This window comes from Nocardia fodinahabitans (assembly GCF_052983615.1).
Genome location: NZ_JBRJJC010000001.1, coordinates 5,259,449 through 5,276,123, shown reverse-complemented (window position 1 = coordinate 5,276,123; position 16,675 = coordinate 5,259,449). Strand labels below are relative to the sequence as shown.

Here is a 16,675-nt window from a genome sequence, read left to right as displayed (position 1 = left end):
CATGGCGCAGTCGTGGGTACACGCCCAAGCCAGCGCCCGCCACTTCGGCGGCGAGCCGGACGACTACATCGCCATCCACGAGTGGATCGACGCCTTCAAGTCGATCGTCGGCGACGTCACCCACCGCCAGTACCGGCACAACAGCCACGGCCCGTGGATGGCGCAGGAAGTGTTCGGCCGCACGATCACCAACTCCGCGGACAAGGTCATCCTCGTCCGCGACATCGCCGAGAACCACATCCTCGAGGACCTCGGCTGGCTCCCCTCCCCAGCTGACTGGTCAGCGTGCCTGACCTGCAAAACCTGGATGGGCGGCAAACGCAACAAATTCATCGGCCGCGAGGAGTTGCTGAATTCCTCTCTGCCGCACCCCAATCGAGCACACGGAACGGAATCATGACCACCGCCACACCGACCGAACTCGCCGGCCGCCCGATCACCGGCACCATCAACCACTACAGCGATGCCCCTGTCGATCAGCGCCCCATCGCCGCGCTGATCGACCTGCTCGACATCGTCCTGGCGCTGCCTGGCGTCGCGGCAGTGCGGTGGGAGCAGTACACGCCCTACTTCAACGACGGTGACGCCTGCACGTTCGATGCGTGCGAACCCGCGCTGAGGTTCAGTCCGGTGACCCCTGACGACGCGAACTCCGAGACCCTCATCGACACCGACACCGACACCGAGGACGAGGACGACGGGGACTTCGTCGACGTGTGGTCCCTGCGCTACTACAACGACCCCGTTCGCCACGCCCACGAAGAGGGATGGGCACCCCGATACCCGCAGGCCAGCCCCGACATCGTCGACGCGCTCGAGAAGTTCAGCAACGCCCTCCAGTCGGGCGCCTACGACCGCGACCTTCTCACCCACTTCGGTGATCCCGCGCAGGTGACCGCCACCACCGCGGGATTCAACGTCGAGCACTACGAGCACGACTGACCATGACGACCGAGATCACCTCGCGGACCGTGGGCGGCTTCACGGTCCGCGGGGACGATTGCCCCCGCTGGGCTCTCGGCCCACTGATCCAGCTGCCGATCGACGAGCTGTTCATCTTTCTGCGCGCAGTCCTGGAATGCGAGCAGATCGAGTCCGTGCACTGGCGTGCCTTCACGCTGGAAAACCCCGAGCCCGACGGTAGCTACCGCTACCACATCGAGGACCCCGACTTCCGGCTCACCGGGCACGAGGAACCCCTCACCTTCGGCGAACTGAAACAGATGTGGGGGCACGAGCCCAACAACACCACCTGGCAGCTGGTGAAGCTGTTCGCCAACGAACTCGTCGACGGCGAATACGCCGTGGCCATGCTGTCCAACCTCGGCGTCAACGTCGAAGTCAGCGCCACCCTGGACGAAATCCTCGTCGAACCAACCGACCCCGATTACTGAAAAGGACTGCACCATCATGTTTCCCGTCGCGCTGACTGGAGCCAATGCTCCCACCCTGATGTGGGCCCACGAGCACGAGATCGAGCCACAGGCCGCCGCTCAGCTGCGCAACATCGCCGCGCTGCCCTGGGTCCACGGAGTGCGCGTCATGCCAGACGTCCACCTGGGCAAAGGCGCCACCGTCGGCTCGGTCATCGCCATGCCCGACGCCGTCTCGCCCGCAGCGGTCGGCGTCGACATCGGCTGCGGCATGGAAGCGGTGCGCACCGACCTCACCGCCGCGGACCTTCCCGATGACCTGCGCTCGCTACGCAGCCGCATCGAGGCCGCGGTGCCGGTCGGATTCCACTCCCACGAGGACGCGGTCAACATCCGACGTCTCCGGCAACACGGATGGCGTCTGGCATCCACTGCACTGTGGCGCCAGTTCTGGGACAAGTTCAGCGACCTGCACCCCGGCGTGCAGGCCCTCGAGTCTCGCGCGCGCAAGCAGATCGGCTCACTCGGATCCGGCAACCACTTCATCGAAGTCTGCCTCGACCAAGACGACGCGGTCTGGGTGCTGCTGCACTCCGGCTCCCGCAACATCGGCAAGGAGCTGGCCGAGCGGCACACCAAGATCGCCCGCGACCTGGCCCACAACCAGGACCTGCCAGACCGCGACCTAGCCGTATTCCTCGCAGATACACCGGAAATGGCGGCCTACCGCCACGACCTGACCTGGGCACAGGAGTACGCCGCCCGCAACCGCGCGGTCATGCTCGCCCTGGTATCCCAGGCAGTCCGGGACGAGTTCGGCGAGCGAACGATCGGCTTCGACGACCCCATCAGCTGCCACCACAACTACGTCTCCGAGGAAGAGATCGACGGCGTGCCGATGCTCGTCACCCGCAAGGGCGCCGTCCGCGCCGGCGAAGGCGACCTCGCCCTGATTCCCGGCTCGATGGGCACTCGGTCCTACGTAGTGCGCGGCAAGGGCAATCCCGCGTCGTTCCAGTCCGCCTCTCACGGTGCCGGCCGACGGATGTCCCGCTCGGCCGCCAAGCGCCAATTCACAGTGGAGGACCTGATCGCCCAGACCGAAGGAGTCGAGTCACGCAAGGATGCCGGCGTCGTCGACGAGATCCCCGCTGCGTACAAGGACATCGACCAAGTCATCGCCGCCCAGGCCGACCTGATCGAGGTACAGCACACGCTGCGCCAGGTCCTGTGCGTGAAGGGCTGACCGCGGTGAACCTCCTACTCGAAGGCGTCGTCGGGTCGCGGGCCTTCGGGCTCGCTGGACCTGACTCCGACACCGACTACGCCGGGATCTACGTCGCTCCGACAGAGATCTTCCACGGCTTCTACCCACCGACCCGCGCCGAGCTGACCGTGAAAGGCCGCAACGGCGACGACGCGACCTACCACGAGGTCGGCAAGGCGATGAGACTGCTGTTGTCGTGCAACCCGTCGGCGATGGACTTGCTGTGGCTCGACGAGCACCTGGTCCGGACGCCCTTCGGCGACGAGCTGATCGGCCTGCGTACCAATTTCCTGGGCGCCGAACGGATCAGAGACGCCTACCTCGGATACGCAACCAGCCAGTGGGGCAAGCTCGTTCGCCGCGGCCAATCACCCGGCAGTGCATCCGACCGCCGCAGGGAAAAGCACGCCCGCCACATCGCCCGACTGCTCGAGCAGGGATACGAGCTGTACCGAGACGGCCGCCTCACCGTCCAGGTCCGCGACTCCGAACGCCTGATGGAATTCGGCACCTCGGTGCGAGACGATCCCGACGCCGTGTCGCTCAAGTACCTGCTCGGCATGTTCGTCGACCTGTTCGACACCACCACCCCGGCCGTGCCCGCCGAGGCCGACCCGGCACCGATCCTGGATCTCCTGCATCGGATCCGTCGCGCCAACCTCGACGGAGTCGCCGCGTGAAGATCTTCTACACCTCTGACCTGCACATCGGACACGCCTGGGCCGCCGAGACCCGCGGCTACCCGAGCGTCGAGAGCCAGGACGCCGACCTGGCCCGCCGTTGGGATCGCACCGTCGGCCCGAAGGATCAGGTGTGGGTGCTCGGCGACATCTCCATCGGCGGCAAAAAGAACGAACTGGCCGCGTTGAACTGGCTGTCGGCGCGCAACGGGATCAAACACCTCATCGCTGGCAACCACGACGGCTGCCACTCGATGAGAAGCCGGGCTGCGAAGTGGCAGGCCGAGTACCTGCTGCACGCGTTCGATTCGGTGCAGCAGACCGCAGTCCACAAGATCGCAGGTCACCGAGTGTGGCTATCGCACTTCCCATTCCGCCACGACCCGGACGGTGACCATACCGAGGAGAACCGGTTCGAGGAGTGGAGGGTGCCTGATGTAGGCCAGTGGCTGCTCCACGGCCACACTCACTCCGAGACTCGTGTCCGCGGACGACAGCTGCACGTCGGAGTCGACGCCCACCACTTCACACCGGTCTCACAGACGTGGGTCGCTGAGCAACTTCTGCGAGAGTCGGAAGATGCCGCTGGATGCGGACAGAACGCCCAGCAGCTAGGCTGATCAGGCCCTCGCAAAGGGCGAGGATGTGCTCAGCCTCAGGCCGATACCCAAGCGCATGCTGGTCCGGCCCGTCCCCTTCGGGCCGGACCAGCGCCGACTCCTCTGAACGCCACGAATCAGCGGCGACAGCGGTTTGCAACCTCACCACTCGAACGCGACAACCACACCCGGGGGGGAACCGGCCAGATAGTGGTTAAGCCTGGGAATTATCGTAAGGTTGACGACGGCATCGATCGACGTGACCCGAGCTTATAGCCCGGCTTCAAGTTCCTCGACCACAACCGCAACCTGGTCACCGAGGGCACCCTGAACCGCCTCGACCACCTCCTGGTTCCCGGCGGAAACCATGTCAGAGGTAAGTCCACTCAGGGCATTTACGGCGGTTCCGAACATTCCTTGCGGCTCGCGAACCTCAACCCGTACGACGCCCTCTCGGGTAATGATAACCACCAGCCCATAGATCAACTCTTTAGAGCGATAAAGTGTCGCTGGAGCACCCTCCCTCAAATCAATCACCTGCCCTCCCTTTTTCTGATCTACCAGGTAGGCGATTGCGCCGACTGCCGCAGCGGTTCCGAGCACGATGAGCGTGACCGTCGTTACGGGCTCTATCCCACGCGCAGGCAAGACGGTCAGTTCGACAGAATGTTCCTTTGCCAGACTTCTAACCTCATCGAGGTCGTCCTGCTCAACGAGCAAGACCGCTTCTTCTTGATCCACCTCGGACACTTCTACTCCTATCTATTTTGGAAACAGATTGCACGGCCGCGCATCGCGCAGGTCAACCGCAGACGGGTGGGCCGCACCTACACCTTGACCCGATGGTCCCAGAGGACAAGCATCCTCTCTCCAGAGTCTGGATCTCTCACTAGCGTGGCCATTTTTTCCACGAATCTCCGTACGGCGGATAGATCGGGCACCGCAGCCTGTATCAAATCGAAAAAATCGCGAGCCTCCGGCTCTACTTCGTCGATTGCGATATGAGAACTAAGGAATGCATCGTAAGAGCAAGCAAATATCAACGCGCGAGCGCCTGATATCGCCCGGCTCTGTTCGAAAGTATGCCAGATGTATTGCAGCGCAAATTGTGCCAGAACCGGCCTCACGAGGTTCAATTCCTGCTCGAAAAATGACGCAACGGCTTCAAGCGGAATAAAAGTAAACCGATCACCGGTCTGAACCCCAAGGCTCGCCAAGTCCTGTAGGCTCGCCTGATCAGCAAACTCGAACAGCCGCTCTACCAGTTCCTTGTCGTACTTGCGCGGCGACATCTCATGCCAGGTATCAAATATTGCGAGCAGACCCTCACTGTGGGGCAACGATGCACTCCACCCATCAGGATGGTGCGACGCTATCGAAACTGCGCGCCGCCATGCAGGCTGCGGATGCGTGCGATAGGCACTCAATTGCTCGAATTTGTCCAAGCCTTCAGAATCCTCTGCCCAATGAAGGTATGAGTACCGGGCGAGTATCACAGTCTCCACGATCTCGAAGAACAGCATGTGACCGCAATATTTTCCATCTTCAACCGACTCATCGTATAGGCGTCCAACCAACGTAGAGGCCAGGAGATCCGCTTCTATTTCTATTGACATTGCGTCAATAGTTTCCGTTGGATCCCATTCGCCCAGATCGCCGTCGGGTTCCTTAATCTCGGTTTGAATGTCTGCCGAGGGGTCGAGGTGGCCCAGGAAAACGTGGGCAAGCTCATGAGCGATGACAAAGTTCATTGTCATCCTTGAGAGCCCCTCAGCAGTGCGCTGCTGCCAGTTATTGAGCGGTAGATCGCCTACCGTAATCGCACCTCCGACTGCAATCTCGCCCGCTAGCCGATCATAGTATCTCGTTCCTTCCTCAGGGCTTAGCCTCGCCCCGTCCGGCCCGCCGCCTCGATCAACCATCGCGGCGATAATATAGCTCAAAGCGATCGCTGCTCGATAGAGCCCCCAGTGAACACGGATGAGAAATCCGTTGGCAAATACGGCCGCGCTCGCGTTGACCGAGTCGTCCGGCCAGAGGCCGCAGTAAATGCGGCCGTCCGCTAGCAAGCGACGGGCATTCTCGAGTTCCTCACGATGCGCATCCGAAACATCAGGATTGCATACCGCCTTGTCTAACATTTTCGAGAGCGTGGCATTAGCATACGGATTAAATCGCGCTGCTGCCTCCAAGTGATGCGCGCTTGCGATATGCTCCATCGCCTTCCGGTACAAGTTCTCGGGTGACGTCTTCATTGCGATTCCCCCATCTGGCCATTACCAGTCCACGGCAATACCGTGCCCAAGCTGGGCAACTGGCCGAGGAGTCTCCGGCCGCGCTCACGCCCGGCCGGTCGGGCTGCCGACCCAGTAGCTGGCGACGCCCCGCGATAACACCAGTAGCTCTCGCGTCGCCGTACCCACCACTGACGCCCCAAGTGCCGTTTCGTGCTTGCACCACCGCTTGCATGCCGAGGCGGTTGGACGCGGCGGGCTCGCGGGCTGCGGCCCGGTCGAGGAAGGAGGTGAGACCGCCGCGTTCGACATGCGATCATTCTTCACGATCCATGCCAGCTACGCACGCTGTAAGGCAAAATAGGCGGAGGTTAAGCGCGGTAACGACTTTCGGTCAACGACTGCCTCAAGCCGCACGAACGAGGAGCAGCTTCGGTTGCAGGCCCGGTCGGCCCATCCCATAGGTCCACCGGCGTCAGCATCTCATGCCACCGCTCGCGTAGTAACTTCAATCCGCGGCACACCATCGCCATTCGCTCCCGAACGTCGGGATCGTCAGGGTCATAGCCCGCCTCGACCAACGCCGCGCGATCTTCGGGTTCCATGCCAGATTGGACGCGTCCAGTCCCGTGGGGGTTCCCGGCATTTCGGGCGACTTCTCGCAGCACGGGCAGGTCCGCCTGACCAGGGCCGAGTCGTCGACTACTCCGGTCGGAATTCCCGTGGAAAGCGGTCCGCCAGTTCAGGTGATCGGCTCAGAAGCAGGGCGATCGAGAATCGCGCGAGGTGGTTCGCACAGAGCACGGTCGGCCCGTCAGAGGTTGTATCGCCCGGCTGAACGAGCGCCACGTCGCCGGGTTCGTCGCACACGTCGCAGGTCATTTGGCCCATCCTGTACATCCTTCACTGTCGCGTCGCAGCACGTTGAGGCACCCGTCGACGCCATTGCGCCTCGGGGGTAGATTCGCACACATGTTCGACAACTGGCCCGTGGATTTCTCTCCTGCGCCGTGGCGCGTGGTAGATCCGCCTCGGCGGGTCCTGGTCGCGGCGAACGTTGCGATCCCGACGAAGCCGAAGTACTTCGGGGTCGACAAGTTGCCGATGCGGGTTCGGCTCGGCGGCTTGAGGTTGGGCGATCGTGTACCAGGCTGGCTGTATGCGTGGGTCCAGCTCAACGACGGCACCTGGATGGCACTCGTTGTATTCACGCTGGTGACCGGCAACGGCCATGGCCAGCTGGAGATGCGACAGTGGTGTCCCGCCCACGCCCTCATGCCCGCTGACGAAAGCCGCTGATTATCCTCCAGCGGTTTCTTGGCAGGTTTTCCCGACGAGGCGCCGGTCGGTATTCGCGTGCGTACGAAGGGCTGGTCGACCGGCGTCACAGTGGCAGTTCGGTCGCGCGCCTTCGCAGAGGCTGGTCACATCAGCGCCGGAGGAGGCACGCCTGACGACCCACTGCCGTCATCGTTGCGGCGTCGGGCGCTTGGGCGGCGGCCGATGCGAGCATGTGGCACCGGCCGGAGGTGAGTGGGTACTCGCCGCGTCGAGCGCAGTAGGCGATCGGCCGGTCTCCCCTGGGGCACGCCGAATCCCGCGGGTTCGCCCGCCCGAGGCACAGCTGGTGCCCAAGGCGGCGCGACGCGCGTTCGCGGGGTGCTGGGGTGACCGGCCGGGCGCAGTCAAGCGTTGGTAAGGACCGGTTCGGCGACCTCCTGATCGAGGACCTTGTTCGCGGCCACGATCGGCAGTTCCTGCGCGACGAGAGACGAACGAATCGGCATCTGGCGAACAACCGGGATCGCCGCAGGGGCGGGCACAGCGGTCTCCACCGGCGAAGTGTCAGCACGCTTCTCGGCGGCCGTGACGATCGCGGCAGTCGGCGCCTTGGAGTTGTTGATCAACATCACGGTGAGGTGGGTGCTCAGTAGGAGCCATAGGGGCGGAATGCCCGCAATGACCATGGCCACGATGGAGTCGAGGGTGAACACGCTGCCGGCGCCGAAGTAGGCGTGCACAACGTTGCCGGCCCCAGAGGTGAGCATCGACAGGATCATCAGCACCCATGCGTAGGCCGCGCTCATGCCGGACAGGCTGACCGTGCCCGCCGTGGACGCGAGCACCAAGCCTTCGAGGACAATAGGCAGCAGCCAAGCCTGCCAGGCCGGTACCCCGTGCGCACCGGCGAGGTCGGTCAGCGCCACCACGGACATCGCGAACGCGGCAAGGTTGACGACGACCGTCGAGGCCGTCGATACGTGCACCCATCGCGTCTTGGAGAGCGTGGAGCGGATAGCATTGAACATATGCCGGGGACTTCCCTTCCCTGGTGGTGAGCCCCCGCAGAAGCTTGACGGTGCCTGCGGGGGTTTCTTTTTCGGTTACGCGGCCAGACTGAGCGCGTTCGGGCCAGGCAGCCCGAGGTTCATCATTTCGTCGAGCTTGTTGAGCGCAGCGGATGCGATCTCGTGGTCGACATGGGTGTAGATGTCCGTGGTGCCGAGCGTGGCGTGGCCGACGATCTTCTGGATCGTCTGCGGGTGGACGCCTGCTTCGGTGAGCAGCGTGACGGTGGTGTGGCGGGTTTCGTGCACGACGAGGTCGCGAGGAAGCCCCGCCGCGATGACGGCGTTCTTGAACATCTGCCATCCGTGCCGAGGAGGGATCGGGCGGATCTCTTCGTGGCGCGGGTCGAAGAACACGAGGTTGTGGCGGTTTCCGCGGATCCCGCGAGTCTTGCGCGCCTGAACGGTGAGGAAGGCCGCGAGTTGGGGGGTTAGCGGGAGATGGCGGATCGACGCCGAGCTTTTCGGGCGGGACAGGAAGAGGGAGTCGACGAGGTGTAGGACCTCGTAGTCCGGCTGGAAGTTGAAGTATCCGTCCGGGCAGCGGAAGCCGCGGATCTTCCCGCACGGCCAGCCTTCCTCGGGGTGCTCGTCGCCGCAGCCGTGAAGCTTCTGGAAGCTCTGGAGCTGCCAGGTGACCTCGACCGTGCCGTTGGTGCCTTCGGCGTTGGTGGGCAGGTTGACGCGGTCCCAAGTGAGACCGAGAGCCTCGCCCATGCGGACGCCGGTGAAGAGGAGGACGGCGAGAACGACCGTGAAGTCGCTTTGGCTGTCGTAGGCGGTACGGAGCAGATTCATCGCCTGGGGCGCGGTCATTGCTCGCCCGGCTGGACGGGAGGGCCTTCGGGGGTGTAGCGATGTCGGCGACGGATCGGTCGATGCGTTCGCGCTTGAGGGCGTCCCGCAGGCTCGAGTGCATGACACGGTGCGCGAGGCGTGCGGTGGAGATGCCGTTGTAGCGGCCTTTGCTGCCCTCGCGGACTCGGATGACGATGGCGTCGTACATGTTGTCGAGGTCGTCGACGGTGAGGCGGCGCAGCTGGGTGTCGCCGATCAGTTCGACGATGTGGGTGTTGATCACCGATCGGTAGGACGAGAGGGTCTTGGGGGCCGAGCGTCGGGCGACGATCTCGGTGAGCCATGTCTGCATCCACTCCTCGACCGAGCCTCGTTCGCCGGATGGCGAGAGTCCGGCGAGTGCGCGGTTGTACATCACACGCAGCTTGTCGAGGGCCTCACTGTAGTCCGTGGAGGTGGCTTCGAGCCGGGGGCCGCCGGCGGGGTTCTTCTGCCGTGCTCTGTACACCTTCTTGGTCTTGTCGAAGGTGCAGCTCGGGGCACCGTTGGGGACGCGGCGGATCAGCTTGGTCACTGGGTCTCTCTGGGTGATGAGGGTTTTCCGGGGCCTTTTTCCGGATGAGTTATTGGGCAGTTATTGGCAACTACCCATATCCGACTACCCACAAATACTACCCACATCTATTTGCGCGCAACTGCGATCTACACCCTGCAACTACGGCCGCGACCTGGGGTTTTGCCGTGACTTATTTCTCTGAAATGCCTGGATAGGCCATTTACGCATGACTCTTAATCAGCGGGTTCGGGGTTCGAGTCCCTGATGGCGCACAACAACGAAGGCCCTGATCAGATCATCCCGATCAGGGCCTTCGTTCGTATCCGCCAGCTGGATACACCGAAACCCACTCGCCATCACAGCCGATGAGTCCGGCACCTGTTGCGGTGACTAGATGGTGCGCCGTTCGGTGATCGCCCACCGGAGCACTCCCAGCTACTGTGCAGCAGTCTCCGAATCCGACGCCGCGGCGCTCAGCGTCGCGACCACCTTCCACAATGTGCAATGCGTCACATCCGCGTACTGGACGTCTCGGACATCCCGTCCCAGTGGCGGCAAGGGTGCCCAGCAGGGTCAGGGCGTGCGCGCTGGGGGTGCCTGGTCCGGTCCGATAGACGATTCGCTCCTGGCCGGACGGGCCTGAGCCGACGGCCTTGGCGGACCGTCGAGAGTCGGCGCGCGGTCGACGAACTGTTCGCCCGGGATCCGGGCGAAGCCAATGACTGCCACGTCGACACCTGGAGTGGATCGCTGCCGAAGTCGAACGGCCTCCTCAGCCGTAGCGACCGGTCGTCCGCCCTCCTCGCTCCTCTGTGCGTCCGCCCGTGGCCTCGCACACCGACCGCCGCGAATGCGCGTTGCTCTACCCGAGGCAGCAACGACTCAGGTCGTTGCCGCCTCGGGCACTGCCCCAGGGCTATCGGCCGGAGCCGCTCATGAGGGATTTGAACGGCAGCGGTGGAATCCGAAGGTTGGCGTCGGGGACGCCGGTGCCCTCCGGGTCGAGCAGACCGCCCTTCTCGGCGTACGCGCTCTCACCGGGCGCGGCTTGCAGGGTCCTGACGTACTTCCACACGCCGTCGACCATGGCCGCGCCGCCGAGCGCGAGGGTGCCGATCAAGCCGCCGCCGGCTGCGAACGCCATGATCGCCGCCGGGGTGGTCGCCAGACAGCCCGGGCCGACCAACAGGCACGATCCGAGACCGATCACGGCGCCGACGAGTGCGCCCACCACGAATCCGCCGAGGGTGCCGACCAGCGTCGCCTTGGTCATGTTTCCGGCGAATTCGGTCAGCGCCAGCTGGTTCTCCAGCGGTGACGCGACCGGGCGCAAGCCGGTATCGGGGGTGAGGACGAGGGTGCGGCCGGCATCGGTGATCCGTTGCAGGATCGGATGTGGCACCCCGTCGAGTTCGAAGCTCAGTGGCAGACTGAGCACCAGCTGTCCCGACAGGTCGTGGGCGAGTACCGATCGCTGGTCCGCCGCGAGCGTGAAGGTCGCGTCGTCGAGGGTGGTGACGACCGAGCCGTCCACCACGCCGGCGCGGTAGTACGCAGGCGTGGTCGGGTCCGCGGCGGCCGGCGTGGCCGCCACGGTCATCGCGCCTGCCGCCATGAGCGCGGCGAATGCTGTTGTGCGAAGTTTCATTCCGGAGTCCTTCTGGTCGCCTCGGGTCAGTTCCCGGCTGCCGCCGGGGCGGGGACACCGGGCTTGCCCTGCAACTGCGGGGCGTACTTGCTCTCCCCGGGCTCGGCACGCAGCGTGGTCCAGTAGTCGAAGGCCGCCGCCGCCGCGGTGGGACCGCCCGCCAGGATCAGGCCGGCGAGCCCGCCCGCCGCGGCGACGAGGCTGACGATCGGCAGCACCGTCACCACACATCCGAGGCTGAGCACCAGACAGGACGCACCAGCCAGTGCGATGCCGACGCCGACACCGGCGACCGCGCCGATGGCGGTGCCGACCAGGCTGCCGATCGAGGTGCCCAGGCTGACGGCGTTGATGAGGTCGTTCATGGCCAGCTGGTTTTCCAGCGGCGAGGCAACGGGTTTCAACGCCGCACGGTCCAGGCCGGTGAGGTCGGGGACGAGTCGCAGGGTGTGCCCGTCGTCGGTGATCTGCTGCTGGATCGGCAGCCGCTGCCCGTCGAGGGTGAACGCCAGCGGCAGCGTGTCCAGGCTCTGCCCGGCGACATCGCGGATCGCGACGGCCTGCTTGTCGTCGGTGAGCGCGAAGACCCCGGCCTCGAGCGTGGTGACCACGGCGTCACCGATCAGATTCGCCCGGAAGGTGACCGCCGGTGGCGCGGGCTCGGGTGCGGCCGTGGCGGTCGCGGTGCTGGCGATGACGCTCGCCGCCAATACGGCGGCGGTCAGGGTCGCTCGGCGAATATTCATACTTTCGTTCCTCATCTACTGGTGTTCGGGAGTTGGGGCTTTTCGGTCGCTGCGCTCCACGGCTTCCGGCGCGGCAGTTGGGCTCGCGTGCATCTCTCCTCCGGATCGGGTGCGCTGGTCGCCCGACTCAGAGGGCCCGGCTGATCAGTGCGATTCCGCCCACAAGCGAAAGGCCCAGAACGACGACTCTCAGCCGCGCGGTCGGAATCCGCGGCGCGAGTACCATTCCCACGATCGTGCCGAGTGCCAGTGCGAGCAGTTCGAACGCGTCGGGAAAGACCATCCCGAGCACCAGCGAAGTCGCGATGTTCTGCACGATGAAGACACCGTGCAGGTTGGCGCGCACCGTCGCCGGTTCCCAGTCGGAATTGGCGGCATAGAGCCCGATCGGCGGCCCACCGACACCACCGATGACATTGAGAAACGCGCTGGCGCCACTGGTGGCGACGGCCCCTGAGGGCCGCCGCAGCCAGCTCCAGCGGATACCGCTGGCGAGTACACCGACGGCAACGACCACGCCCGCACCGGCGGTCATCGCCAGCACGTCGGTGTCGACCCCGCGCAAGGCCGCGGCGAGCAGCGGCGTGCACAGCAGCATCGGCGCCAGCAACCGGGTGACCTCGAGCGGCCGGATGTGGCGTCCATCGCGCAGCAGGGGTACGACGGAGGACAGTGCCGCCAGCATCACCGTGGCCGCGACGCCTTCGCGCGGGCCGAGATGCAGAATCAGTACGGGCGCCGCCACCAGGGAGAACCCCATGCCGGTCGCGGATTGTGCCACCGCGCCGAACAAGACGCCGACCAGCATGAGGACGTGCGTGGCGGACAGGGCCTGGCCGATCATCGCGCGCCCCGGTCGAGGACGCAGCGCCGCTGGAACACGATGGCCACGCTCATCAGTGCCGCAGGCAGCACGGTGAAACCGAGCAACAATGCCGTGTGCGCGGTGCTCGACTGAGCCACGGAGTGGCCGTCGGTGGACGCCACGAAACCACCGAGAGCCAGGATGATGGAGTAGAGATAGGGACCGAGGGCTGTACTGGACGCGTCGGTCGCGGTCCATACACCGGTGTAGGCCCCCGCCGCAGCGCCGCTGTGCGTCTGTGCGGCGGCCACCGCGTCCGGGACCATCGAGAACGCGAACAGTTGCAGCCCGGCGAAAGCGATTCCGAGCACCACGACCACGACGACCGTGGCGGGTACCCCGAGCGTCGTGCCGAACAGCAGGGTGAGCGAGCCGACAACGAAGATGCCCTGCGACAACAACAGTCCCCGCTGTTTGCCGATCCGTCGCGACAGCCGCATCCACGCGGGTCCGGCGAACAGCGCCGCCCCCAGGAATCCGCCCATGAGTATCGGCGTCAGTGTGCTGTCGTCGAAGACGTACTCGGAGTAGAACGGCACCGCCGCCAGAAACACGTGCGTGGTAGCCCCGGTGAAGAGATAGGACAGCACCAGCATTCGGAAGTTGCTGTCCTGCAACGCATTCCGAACGTCACCCACGGTGGACCGGTGGCCTTCACCGGGGACGCGGAAGCCACAGCCGGCGGTGAGTCTGCGAACTCCGGCCAGCGCGGCCAAGCCCGAGACGAACATCGCGCCGGACAGGAGCACCGCCATGCGGGAGTAGTCCGCACGGCCGCCCGCCGCCACCAATGCCGGGGCGGCTACGCCGGCGGCCAACAGGCCCGCTGTCAGCAGGAGCATCCGGAACATGAAGACGCGGGTGCGCTCGTGATAGCCGACCAGCAGGTCCGACGGGGTGGTCAGGTACGGCACCTGGAAGGAGGCGAACAGCAGGTTCCCCAGCACGAGCCAGCCACCCACCCACAGTGCGGCGACCGGACCGGAGAAGGCCGTGGGCACCGAGAACATGGCCGCCATGGCGATCGCCAGTAACAGTCCCCAGCGCATCATGCCGCGGCGGTGACCGGCCTTGCGCGCCTGCCGGTCCGACAGCGACCCGAAAAGCGGATGGATCAGCACGTCGACGATCTTCGGCAACAGCAGGGTGAGCCCGGCGAGCAGCGGCGAGACACCGAGGGTGTTGGTGAGGAAGTAGAGCAGGAGCAGGCCAGGGACCGTGATCCACACTCCCATGCCGGCCGAGCCGGTCGAATAGGTCAGCAGGTCAGCGGTTTTCGCTTGGACCGAGTCGTCCGGCCGAAGGGCCGTCTCGCCCGTTCCCGGCCCGCGCACAGTACTCATCCGGCGGTGTGCCGCCGGATGACACCGGTGGCGAGTTCGGCGTCGCCGAACGCGCCGGACCGCGCGCGGCGAGCCAGTGTCCGGGCGACGATGCGATCGGTCACCCAGGGCAGGTGGCGGGCCAGGAAGAATTCGACGGCTCCCTTGCGGGTCGTCGGCATATCACGGCGCAATCGACCCAGCGATGCGCGCAGGACCGTGTCGATGACTCCTTCGAGCGGCTCGTAGCTGCTCATCCCTTCGAGCGAAAGCCCGGCGGCGGCGGTCGCGTCATGGATCGGGCTGCGCACCGCGGACGGGTACACACAGGTCACGCCGACGTGGGTGCCGATTTCCATGCGCAGCGCGTCCGCGTACGCCACGAGGGCACGCTTCGACGCACCGTACGCGGCGGCCAAGGGCAGCTGTAGCACCGCCATTCGCGAACAGACCATGACGACCCGCCCACGCGAGCGAACCAGTGCGTCGACGCACCCGGCGGTCACCCGCCAGGCACCGAGCAGATTGATATCGAACTGGCTGCGAACCTCGGCCCCCGGCCCGTACTCCGCGGGCGCGGGTCCGCCGACTCCCGCGTTGTTGATCAGCAGGTCGAGGCCGCCGAGCGTGGTGATGGCGGTGGCCACCGCCGCCGCGACGCTCGCGTCGTCGGTGAGGTCGCAGGGCAGGACCTCGACCGGGTCGTCCGGTCGGGGAGCCACGTCGAGGCCGATGACATGGGCGCCGAGTTCGGCAAGCCGTGCGCTCATCGCCCGGCCGAAGGTTCCCGAAGCGCCGGTGATGAGCACACGCAGGCCGCGCGCGTCACGCGGACCGTGCACCGCAGCGGCGCGAAGGGGATATCGAATGCTCATGCGGAGGCCTCCTCATGCCGGGCGGGAGCGAATTTCACAGCTGGTCCCCGGGCGGCGCGGACCTGCCCGGCCCGGATTTCCCGCGGCAGACCGCTGACATAGTGGTCGAAGTCGATTCGCATGTGCGGCCGCCGATTCCAGCCCCAGCGCTCGGCCGCGGCGTGCAGGTCGGCGGCCACGACGCGGCGCTGCGCGGCCGGGGTGGGCAGGGCGTAGGTCCCGGACAGGTACGCGGCGGCGAGTGCGGCCTGGGCTTCTACCACCGGGAGCGCCGCACCCGTCGACTGCATGAGGCCGACGAACGCCAGACTCGGGTCTTCGAGGTGGAAGACGCGCTTGTACAGCGGTAGCTGATCGGCGTCATCGGCGATCCAGCGGGTCGACAGAAACGGGATGTTCACGCGATAGCCGGTGGCCCACACGATCACATCGACCAGTTCGGAGGTGCCGTCGGTGAAGGCGATCCGCTCGCCGTCGAGCCGTTCGATGCCCGGCCGGGCGACCACCTCACCATGGGTGAGCCGATGCAGAATCGTGTCACTGATCGTTGGGTGATTCTGCATCAGCCCACCCGCGGGCTTCGGCAGGCCGTACTTCTGTGGAGCGCCGACGGCGAGCCGCAGCATGGCCTCCGCGACCCGCTGTCGCATCCGCCAAGGCAGTGCGGCGATGATCCCGGCGGTCTGGTCGGACGGTCTGCCGAACAGATATTTGGGCACGATGTGAACGCCGTGCCTGGCCGACAGCAGCACCGGTTCGCGTGCCACGTACGACGCGTCGACAGCGATGTCCATCGCGGAGTTGCCCATGCCGACGACGAGCACTCGCCGATCTCGGAACACCTCGGCAGTGCGGTATTCGTGCGCGTGCAGTTGCGCGCCGGTGAATGTCCCTGGATACCCGGGTTCGGGCCAGCGGGGTTCCCAGTTGTGGCCGTTGGCCACCACGACGGCGTCGAATTCCGCTGATTCACCGGTTTCCGCGGTGACGACCCATGGCTGCCCTGGCTCGGCCTTGTCGACGGTGGCGACCGCGGTGCCGAAACGGATGCGCTCGGTCACACCGAAGGTGCGCGCGTAGTCGGCGAGGTAGCCGGCGACGAGGTCGGCCGATGGATAGTCCGGCCACGCGGCGGGCATGGGGAAGTCGGCGAATTGCGTGCGGGCTCTGCTGGTGTTCAGGTGCAGCGACGCGTAGGCCGGGGAAAGTCCACTGCTATTGTCCCTGGCCCACAGACCTCCGGGCCGGTCACCTCTTTCGTAGGTAACGACCTCCAGACCGGCGTCGAGCAGGGCCTTGGTCGTGGCGAGACCGGCTGCGCCGGCGCCGATCACCGCGACGCGGCTGGTCGAACTCATGGATGT

Annotated in this window: 18 protein-coding genes and 1 pseudogene; 7 read left to right on the top strand and 12 right to left on the bottom strand. The window is 65.5% G+C overall.

Annotated features, from left to right (window positions below):
• Nucleotide 1: 1 nt before the first annotated feature.
• The 6 genes from NV348_RS24530 to NV348_RS24505 are packed head-to-tail and all read left to right on the top strand — an operon-like array spanning nt 2 to nt 3,940.
• Nucleotides 2–400, top strand: a complete 399-nt coding sequence (locus NV348_RS24530; protein ID WP_447148934.1) for a DUF6915 family protein — start codon at nt 2–4, stop codon at nt 398–400.
• Entirely contained in the window at nt 397–942 is a 546-nt protein-coding gene (locus NV348_RS24525; RefSeq protein WP_447148933.1) for a hypothetical protein, read from the top strand. The genes NV348_RS24530 and NV348_RS24525 overlap by 4 nt, the downstream gene beginning before the upstream one ends.
• A gap of 2 nt (nt 943–944) precedes the next feature.
• Nucleotides 945–1,394, top strand: a complete 450-nt coding sequence (locus tag NV348_RS24520; RefSeq protein WP_447148932.1) for a hypothetical protein — start codon at nt 945–947, stop codon at nt 1,392–1,394.
• Between the two features lie 16 nt (nt 1,395–1,410).
• A complete protein-coding gene (locus NV348_RS24515) occupies nt 1,411–2,619 on the top strand; it encodes an RtcB family protein (protein ID WP_447148931.1) in 1,209 nt (402 codons plus the stop codon).
• A complete protein-coding gene (locus tag NV348_RS24510; protein WP_447148930.1) occupies nt 2,604–3,320 on the top strand; it encodes a nucleotidyltransferase domain-containing protein in 717 nt (238 codons plus the stop codon). Before NV348_RS24515 ends, NV348_RS24510 begins: the two co-directional genes overlap by 16 nt.
• A complete protein-coding gene (locus tag NV348_RS24505) occupies nt 3,317–3,940 on the top strand; it encodes a metallophosphoesterase (RefSeq protein WP_447148929.1) in 624 nt (207 codons plus the stop codon). The genes NV348_RS24510 and NV348_RS24505 overlap by 4 nt, the downstream gene beginning before the upstream one ends.
• Before the next feature lie 249 nt (nt 3,941–4,189).
• Here the strand turns inward: NV348_RS24505 and NV348_RS24500 are convergent, their stop codons facing one another.
• The 3 genes from NV348_RS24500 to NV348_RS24490 all read right to left on the bottom strand — a co-directional run bounded on the left by NV348_RS24500 (nt 4,190) and on the right by NV348_RS24490 (nt 7,035).
• Complete coding sequence (locus tag NV348_RS24500; RefSeq protein ID WP_447148928.1) at nt 4,190–4,669, bottom strand: hypothetical protein; 480 nt, start codon at nt 4,667–4,669, stop codon at nt 4,190–4,192.
• A gap of 77 nt (nt 4,670–4,746) precedes the next feature.
• Nucleotides 4,747–6,174, bottom strand: a complete 1,428-nt coding sequence (locus tag NV348_RS24495; RefSeq protein WP_447148927.1) for a hypothetical protein — start codon at nt 6,172–6,174, stop codon at nt 4,747–4,749.
• Nucleotides 6,175–6,855: 681 nt separating this feature from the next.
• On the bottom strand, nt 6,856–7,035 hold the full coding sequence (locus NV348_RS24490; protein WP_447148926.1) for a hypothetical protein: 180 nt from the start codon (nt 7,033–7,035) through the stop codon (nt 6,856–6,858).
• A 90-nt stretch (nt 7,036–7,125) separates the two neighbouring features.
• On the opposite strand from NV348_RS24490, the gene NV348_RS24485 reads away from it, so the two are divergent.
• Nucleotides 7,126–7,452, top strand: a complete 327-nt coding sequence (locus NV348_RS24485) for a hypothetical protein (RefSeq protein ID WP_447148925.1) — start codon at nt 7,126–7,128, stop codon at nt 7,450–7,452.
• A 386-nt stretch (nt 7,453–7,838) separates the two neighbouring features.
• Here the strand turns inward: NV348_RS24485 and NV348_RS24480 are convergent, their stop codons facing one another.
• From NV348_RS24480 to NV348_RS24440, 9 genes and pseudogenes are all read right to left on the bottom strand, one after another.
• Nucleotides 7,839–8,462 (bottom strand): DUF2637 domain-containing protein, encoded by a 624-nt coding sequence (locus tag NV348_RS24480; protein WP_447148924.1) that lies wholly within the window; start codon nt 8,460–8,462, stop codon nt 7,839–7,841.
• A 75-nt stretch (nt 8,463–8,537) separates the two neighbouring features.
• Nucleotides 8,538–9,317, bottom strand: coding sequence for a site-specific integrase (locus tag NV348_RS24475; protein ID WP_447148923.1), 780 nt, complete (start codon nt 9,315–9,317; stop codon nt 8,538–8,540).
• 196 nt (nt 9,318–9,513) lie between these two features.
• Nucleotides 9,514–9,651: pseudogene (locus tag NV348_RS24470) on the bottom strand (tyrosine-type recombinase/integrase); the annotation flags it as partial.
• A 1,120-nt stretch (nt 9,652–10,771) separates the two neighbouring features.
• Nucleotides 10,772–11,503, bottom strand: a complete 732-nt coding sequence (locus NV348_RS24465; protein WP_447148922.1) for a DUF8020 domain-containing protein — start codon at nt 11,501–11,503, stop codon at nt 10,772–10,774.
• A gap of 26 nt (nt 11,504–11,529) precedes the next feature.
• Nucleotides 11,530–12,249, bottom strand: a complete 720-nt coding sequence (locus NV348_RS24460; protein ID WP_447148921.1) for a DUF8020 domain-containing protein — start codon at nt 12,247–12,249, stop codon at nt 11,530–11,532.
• Nucleotides 12,250–12,376: 127 nt separating this feature from the next.
• Complete coding sequence (locus NV348_RS24455; RefSeq protein WP_447148920.1) at nt 12,377–13,093, bottom strand: TSUP family transporter; 717 nt, start codon at nt 13,091–13,093, stop codon at nt 12,377–12,379.
• Nucleotides 13,090–14,457, bottom strand: a complete 1,368-nt coding sequence (locus NV348_RS24450) for an MFS transporter (protein WP_447148919.1) — start codon at nt 14,455–14,457, stop codon at nt 13,090–13,092. The genes NV348_RS24455 and NV348_RS24450 overlap by 4 nt, the downstream gene beginning before the upstream one ends.
• Nucleotides 14,454–15,311: an SDR family NAD(P)-dependent oxidoreductase gene (locus NV348_RS24445; RefSeq protein ID WP_447148918.1), complete on the bottom strand. Its 858-nt coding sequence runs from the start codon at nt 15,309–15,311 to the stop codon at nt 14,454–14,456. The genes NV348_RS24450 and NV348_RS24445 overlap by 4 nt, the downstream gene beginning before the upstream one ends.
• Nucleotides 15,308–16,669, bottom strand: a complete 1,362-nt coding sequence (locus NV348_RS24440) for a flavin-containing monooxygenase (protein ID WP_447148917.1) — start codon at nt 16,667–16,669, stop codon at nt 15,308–15,310. Before NV348_RS24440 ends, NV348_RS24445 begins: the two co-directional genes overlap by 4 nt.
• Nucleotides 16,670–16,675: the final 6 nt, after the last annotated feature.

Excerpts from the sequence above, each read along its gene's own strand:
- NV348_RS24530 (WP_447148934.1), top strand. The coding sequence starts at position 2 with ATGGCGCAGTCGTGGGTACACGCCCAAGCCAGCGCCCGCCACTTCGGC.
- NV348_RS24525 (WP_447148933.1), top strand. The coding sequence starts at position 397 with ATGACCACCGCCACACCGACCGAACTCGCCGGCCGCCCGATCACCGGC.
- NV348_RS24520 (WP_447148932.1), top strand. The coding sequence starts at position 945 with ATGACGACCGAGATCACCTCGCGGACCGTGGGCGGCTTCACGGTCCGC.
- NV348_RS24515 (WP_447148931.1), top strand. The coding sequence starts at position 1,411 with ATGTTTCCCGTCGCGCTGACTGGAGCCAATGCTCCCACCCTGATGTGG.
- NV348_RS24495 (WP_447148927.1), bottom strand. The coding sequence starts at position 6,174 with ATGAAGACGTCACCCGAGAACTTGTACCGGAAGGCGATGGAGCATATC.
- NV348_RS24490 (WP_447148926.1), bottom strand. The coding sequence starts at position 7,035 with ATGACCTGCGACGTGTGCGACGAACCCGGCGACGTGGCGCTCGTTCAG.
- NV348_RS24485 (WP_447148925.1), top strand. The coding sequence starts at position 7,126 with ATGTTCGACAACTGGCCCGTGGATTTCTCTCCTGCGCCGTGGCGCGTG.
- NV348_RS24480 (WP_447148924.1), bottom strand. The coding sequence starts at position 8,462 with ATGTTCAATGCTATCCGCTCCACGCTCTCCAAGACGCGATGGGTGCAC.
- NV348_RS24475 (WP_447148923.1), bottom strand. The coding sequence starts at position 9,317 with ATGACCGCGCCCCAGGCGATGAATCTGCTCCGTACCGCCTACGACAGC.
- NV348_RS24465 (WP_447148922.1), bottom strand. The coding sequence starts at position 11,503 with ATGAAACTTCGCACAACAGCATTCGCCGCGCTCATGGCGGCAGGCGCG.
- NV348_RS24460 (WP_447148921.1), bottom strand. The coding sequence starts at position 12,249 with ATGAATATTCGCCGAGCGACCCTGACCGCCGCCGTATTGGCGGCGAGC.
- NV348_RS24455 (WP_447148920.1), bottom strand. The coding sequence starts at position 13,093 with ATGATCGGCCAGGCCCTGTCCGCCACGCACGTCCTCATGCTGGTCGGC.
- NV348_RS24450 (WP_447148919.1), bottom strand. The coding sequence starts at position 14,457 with ATGAGTACTGTGCGCGGGCCGGGAACGGGCGAGACGGCCCTTCGGCCG.
- NV348_RS24445 (WP_447148918.1), bottom strand. The coding sequence starts at position 15,311 with ATGAGCATTCGATATCCCCTTCGCGCCGCTGCGGTGCACGGTCCGCGT.
- NV348_RS24440 (WP_447148917.1), bottom strand. The coding sequence starts at position 16,669 with ATGAGTTCGACCAGCCGCGTCGCGGTGATCGGCGCCGGCGCAGCCGGT.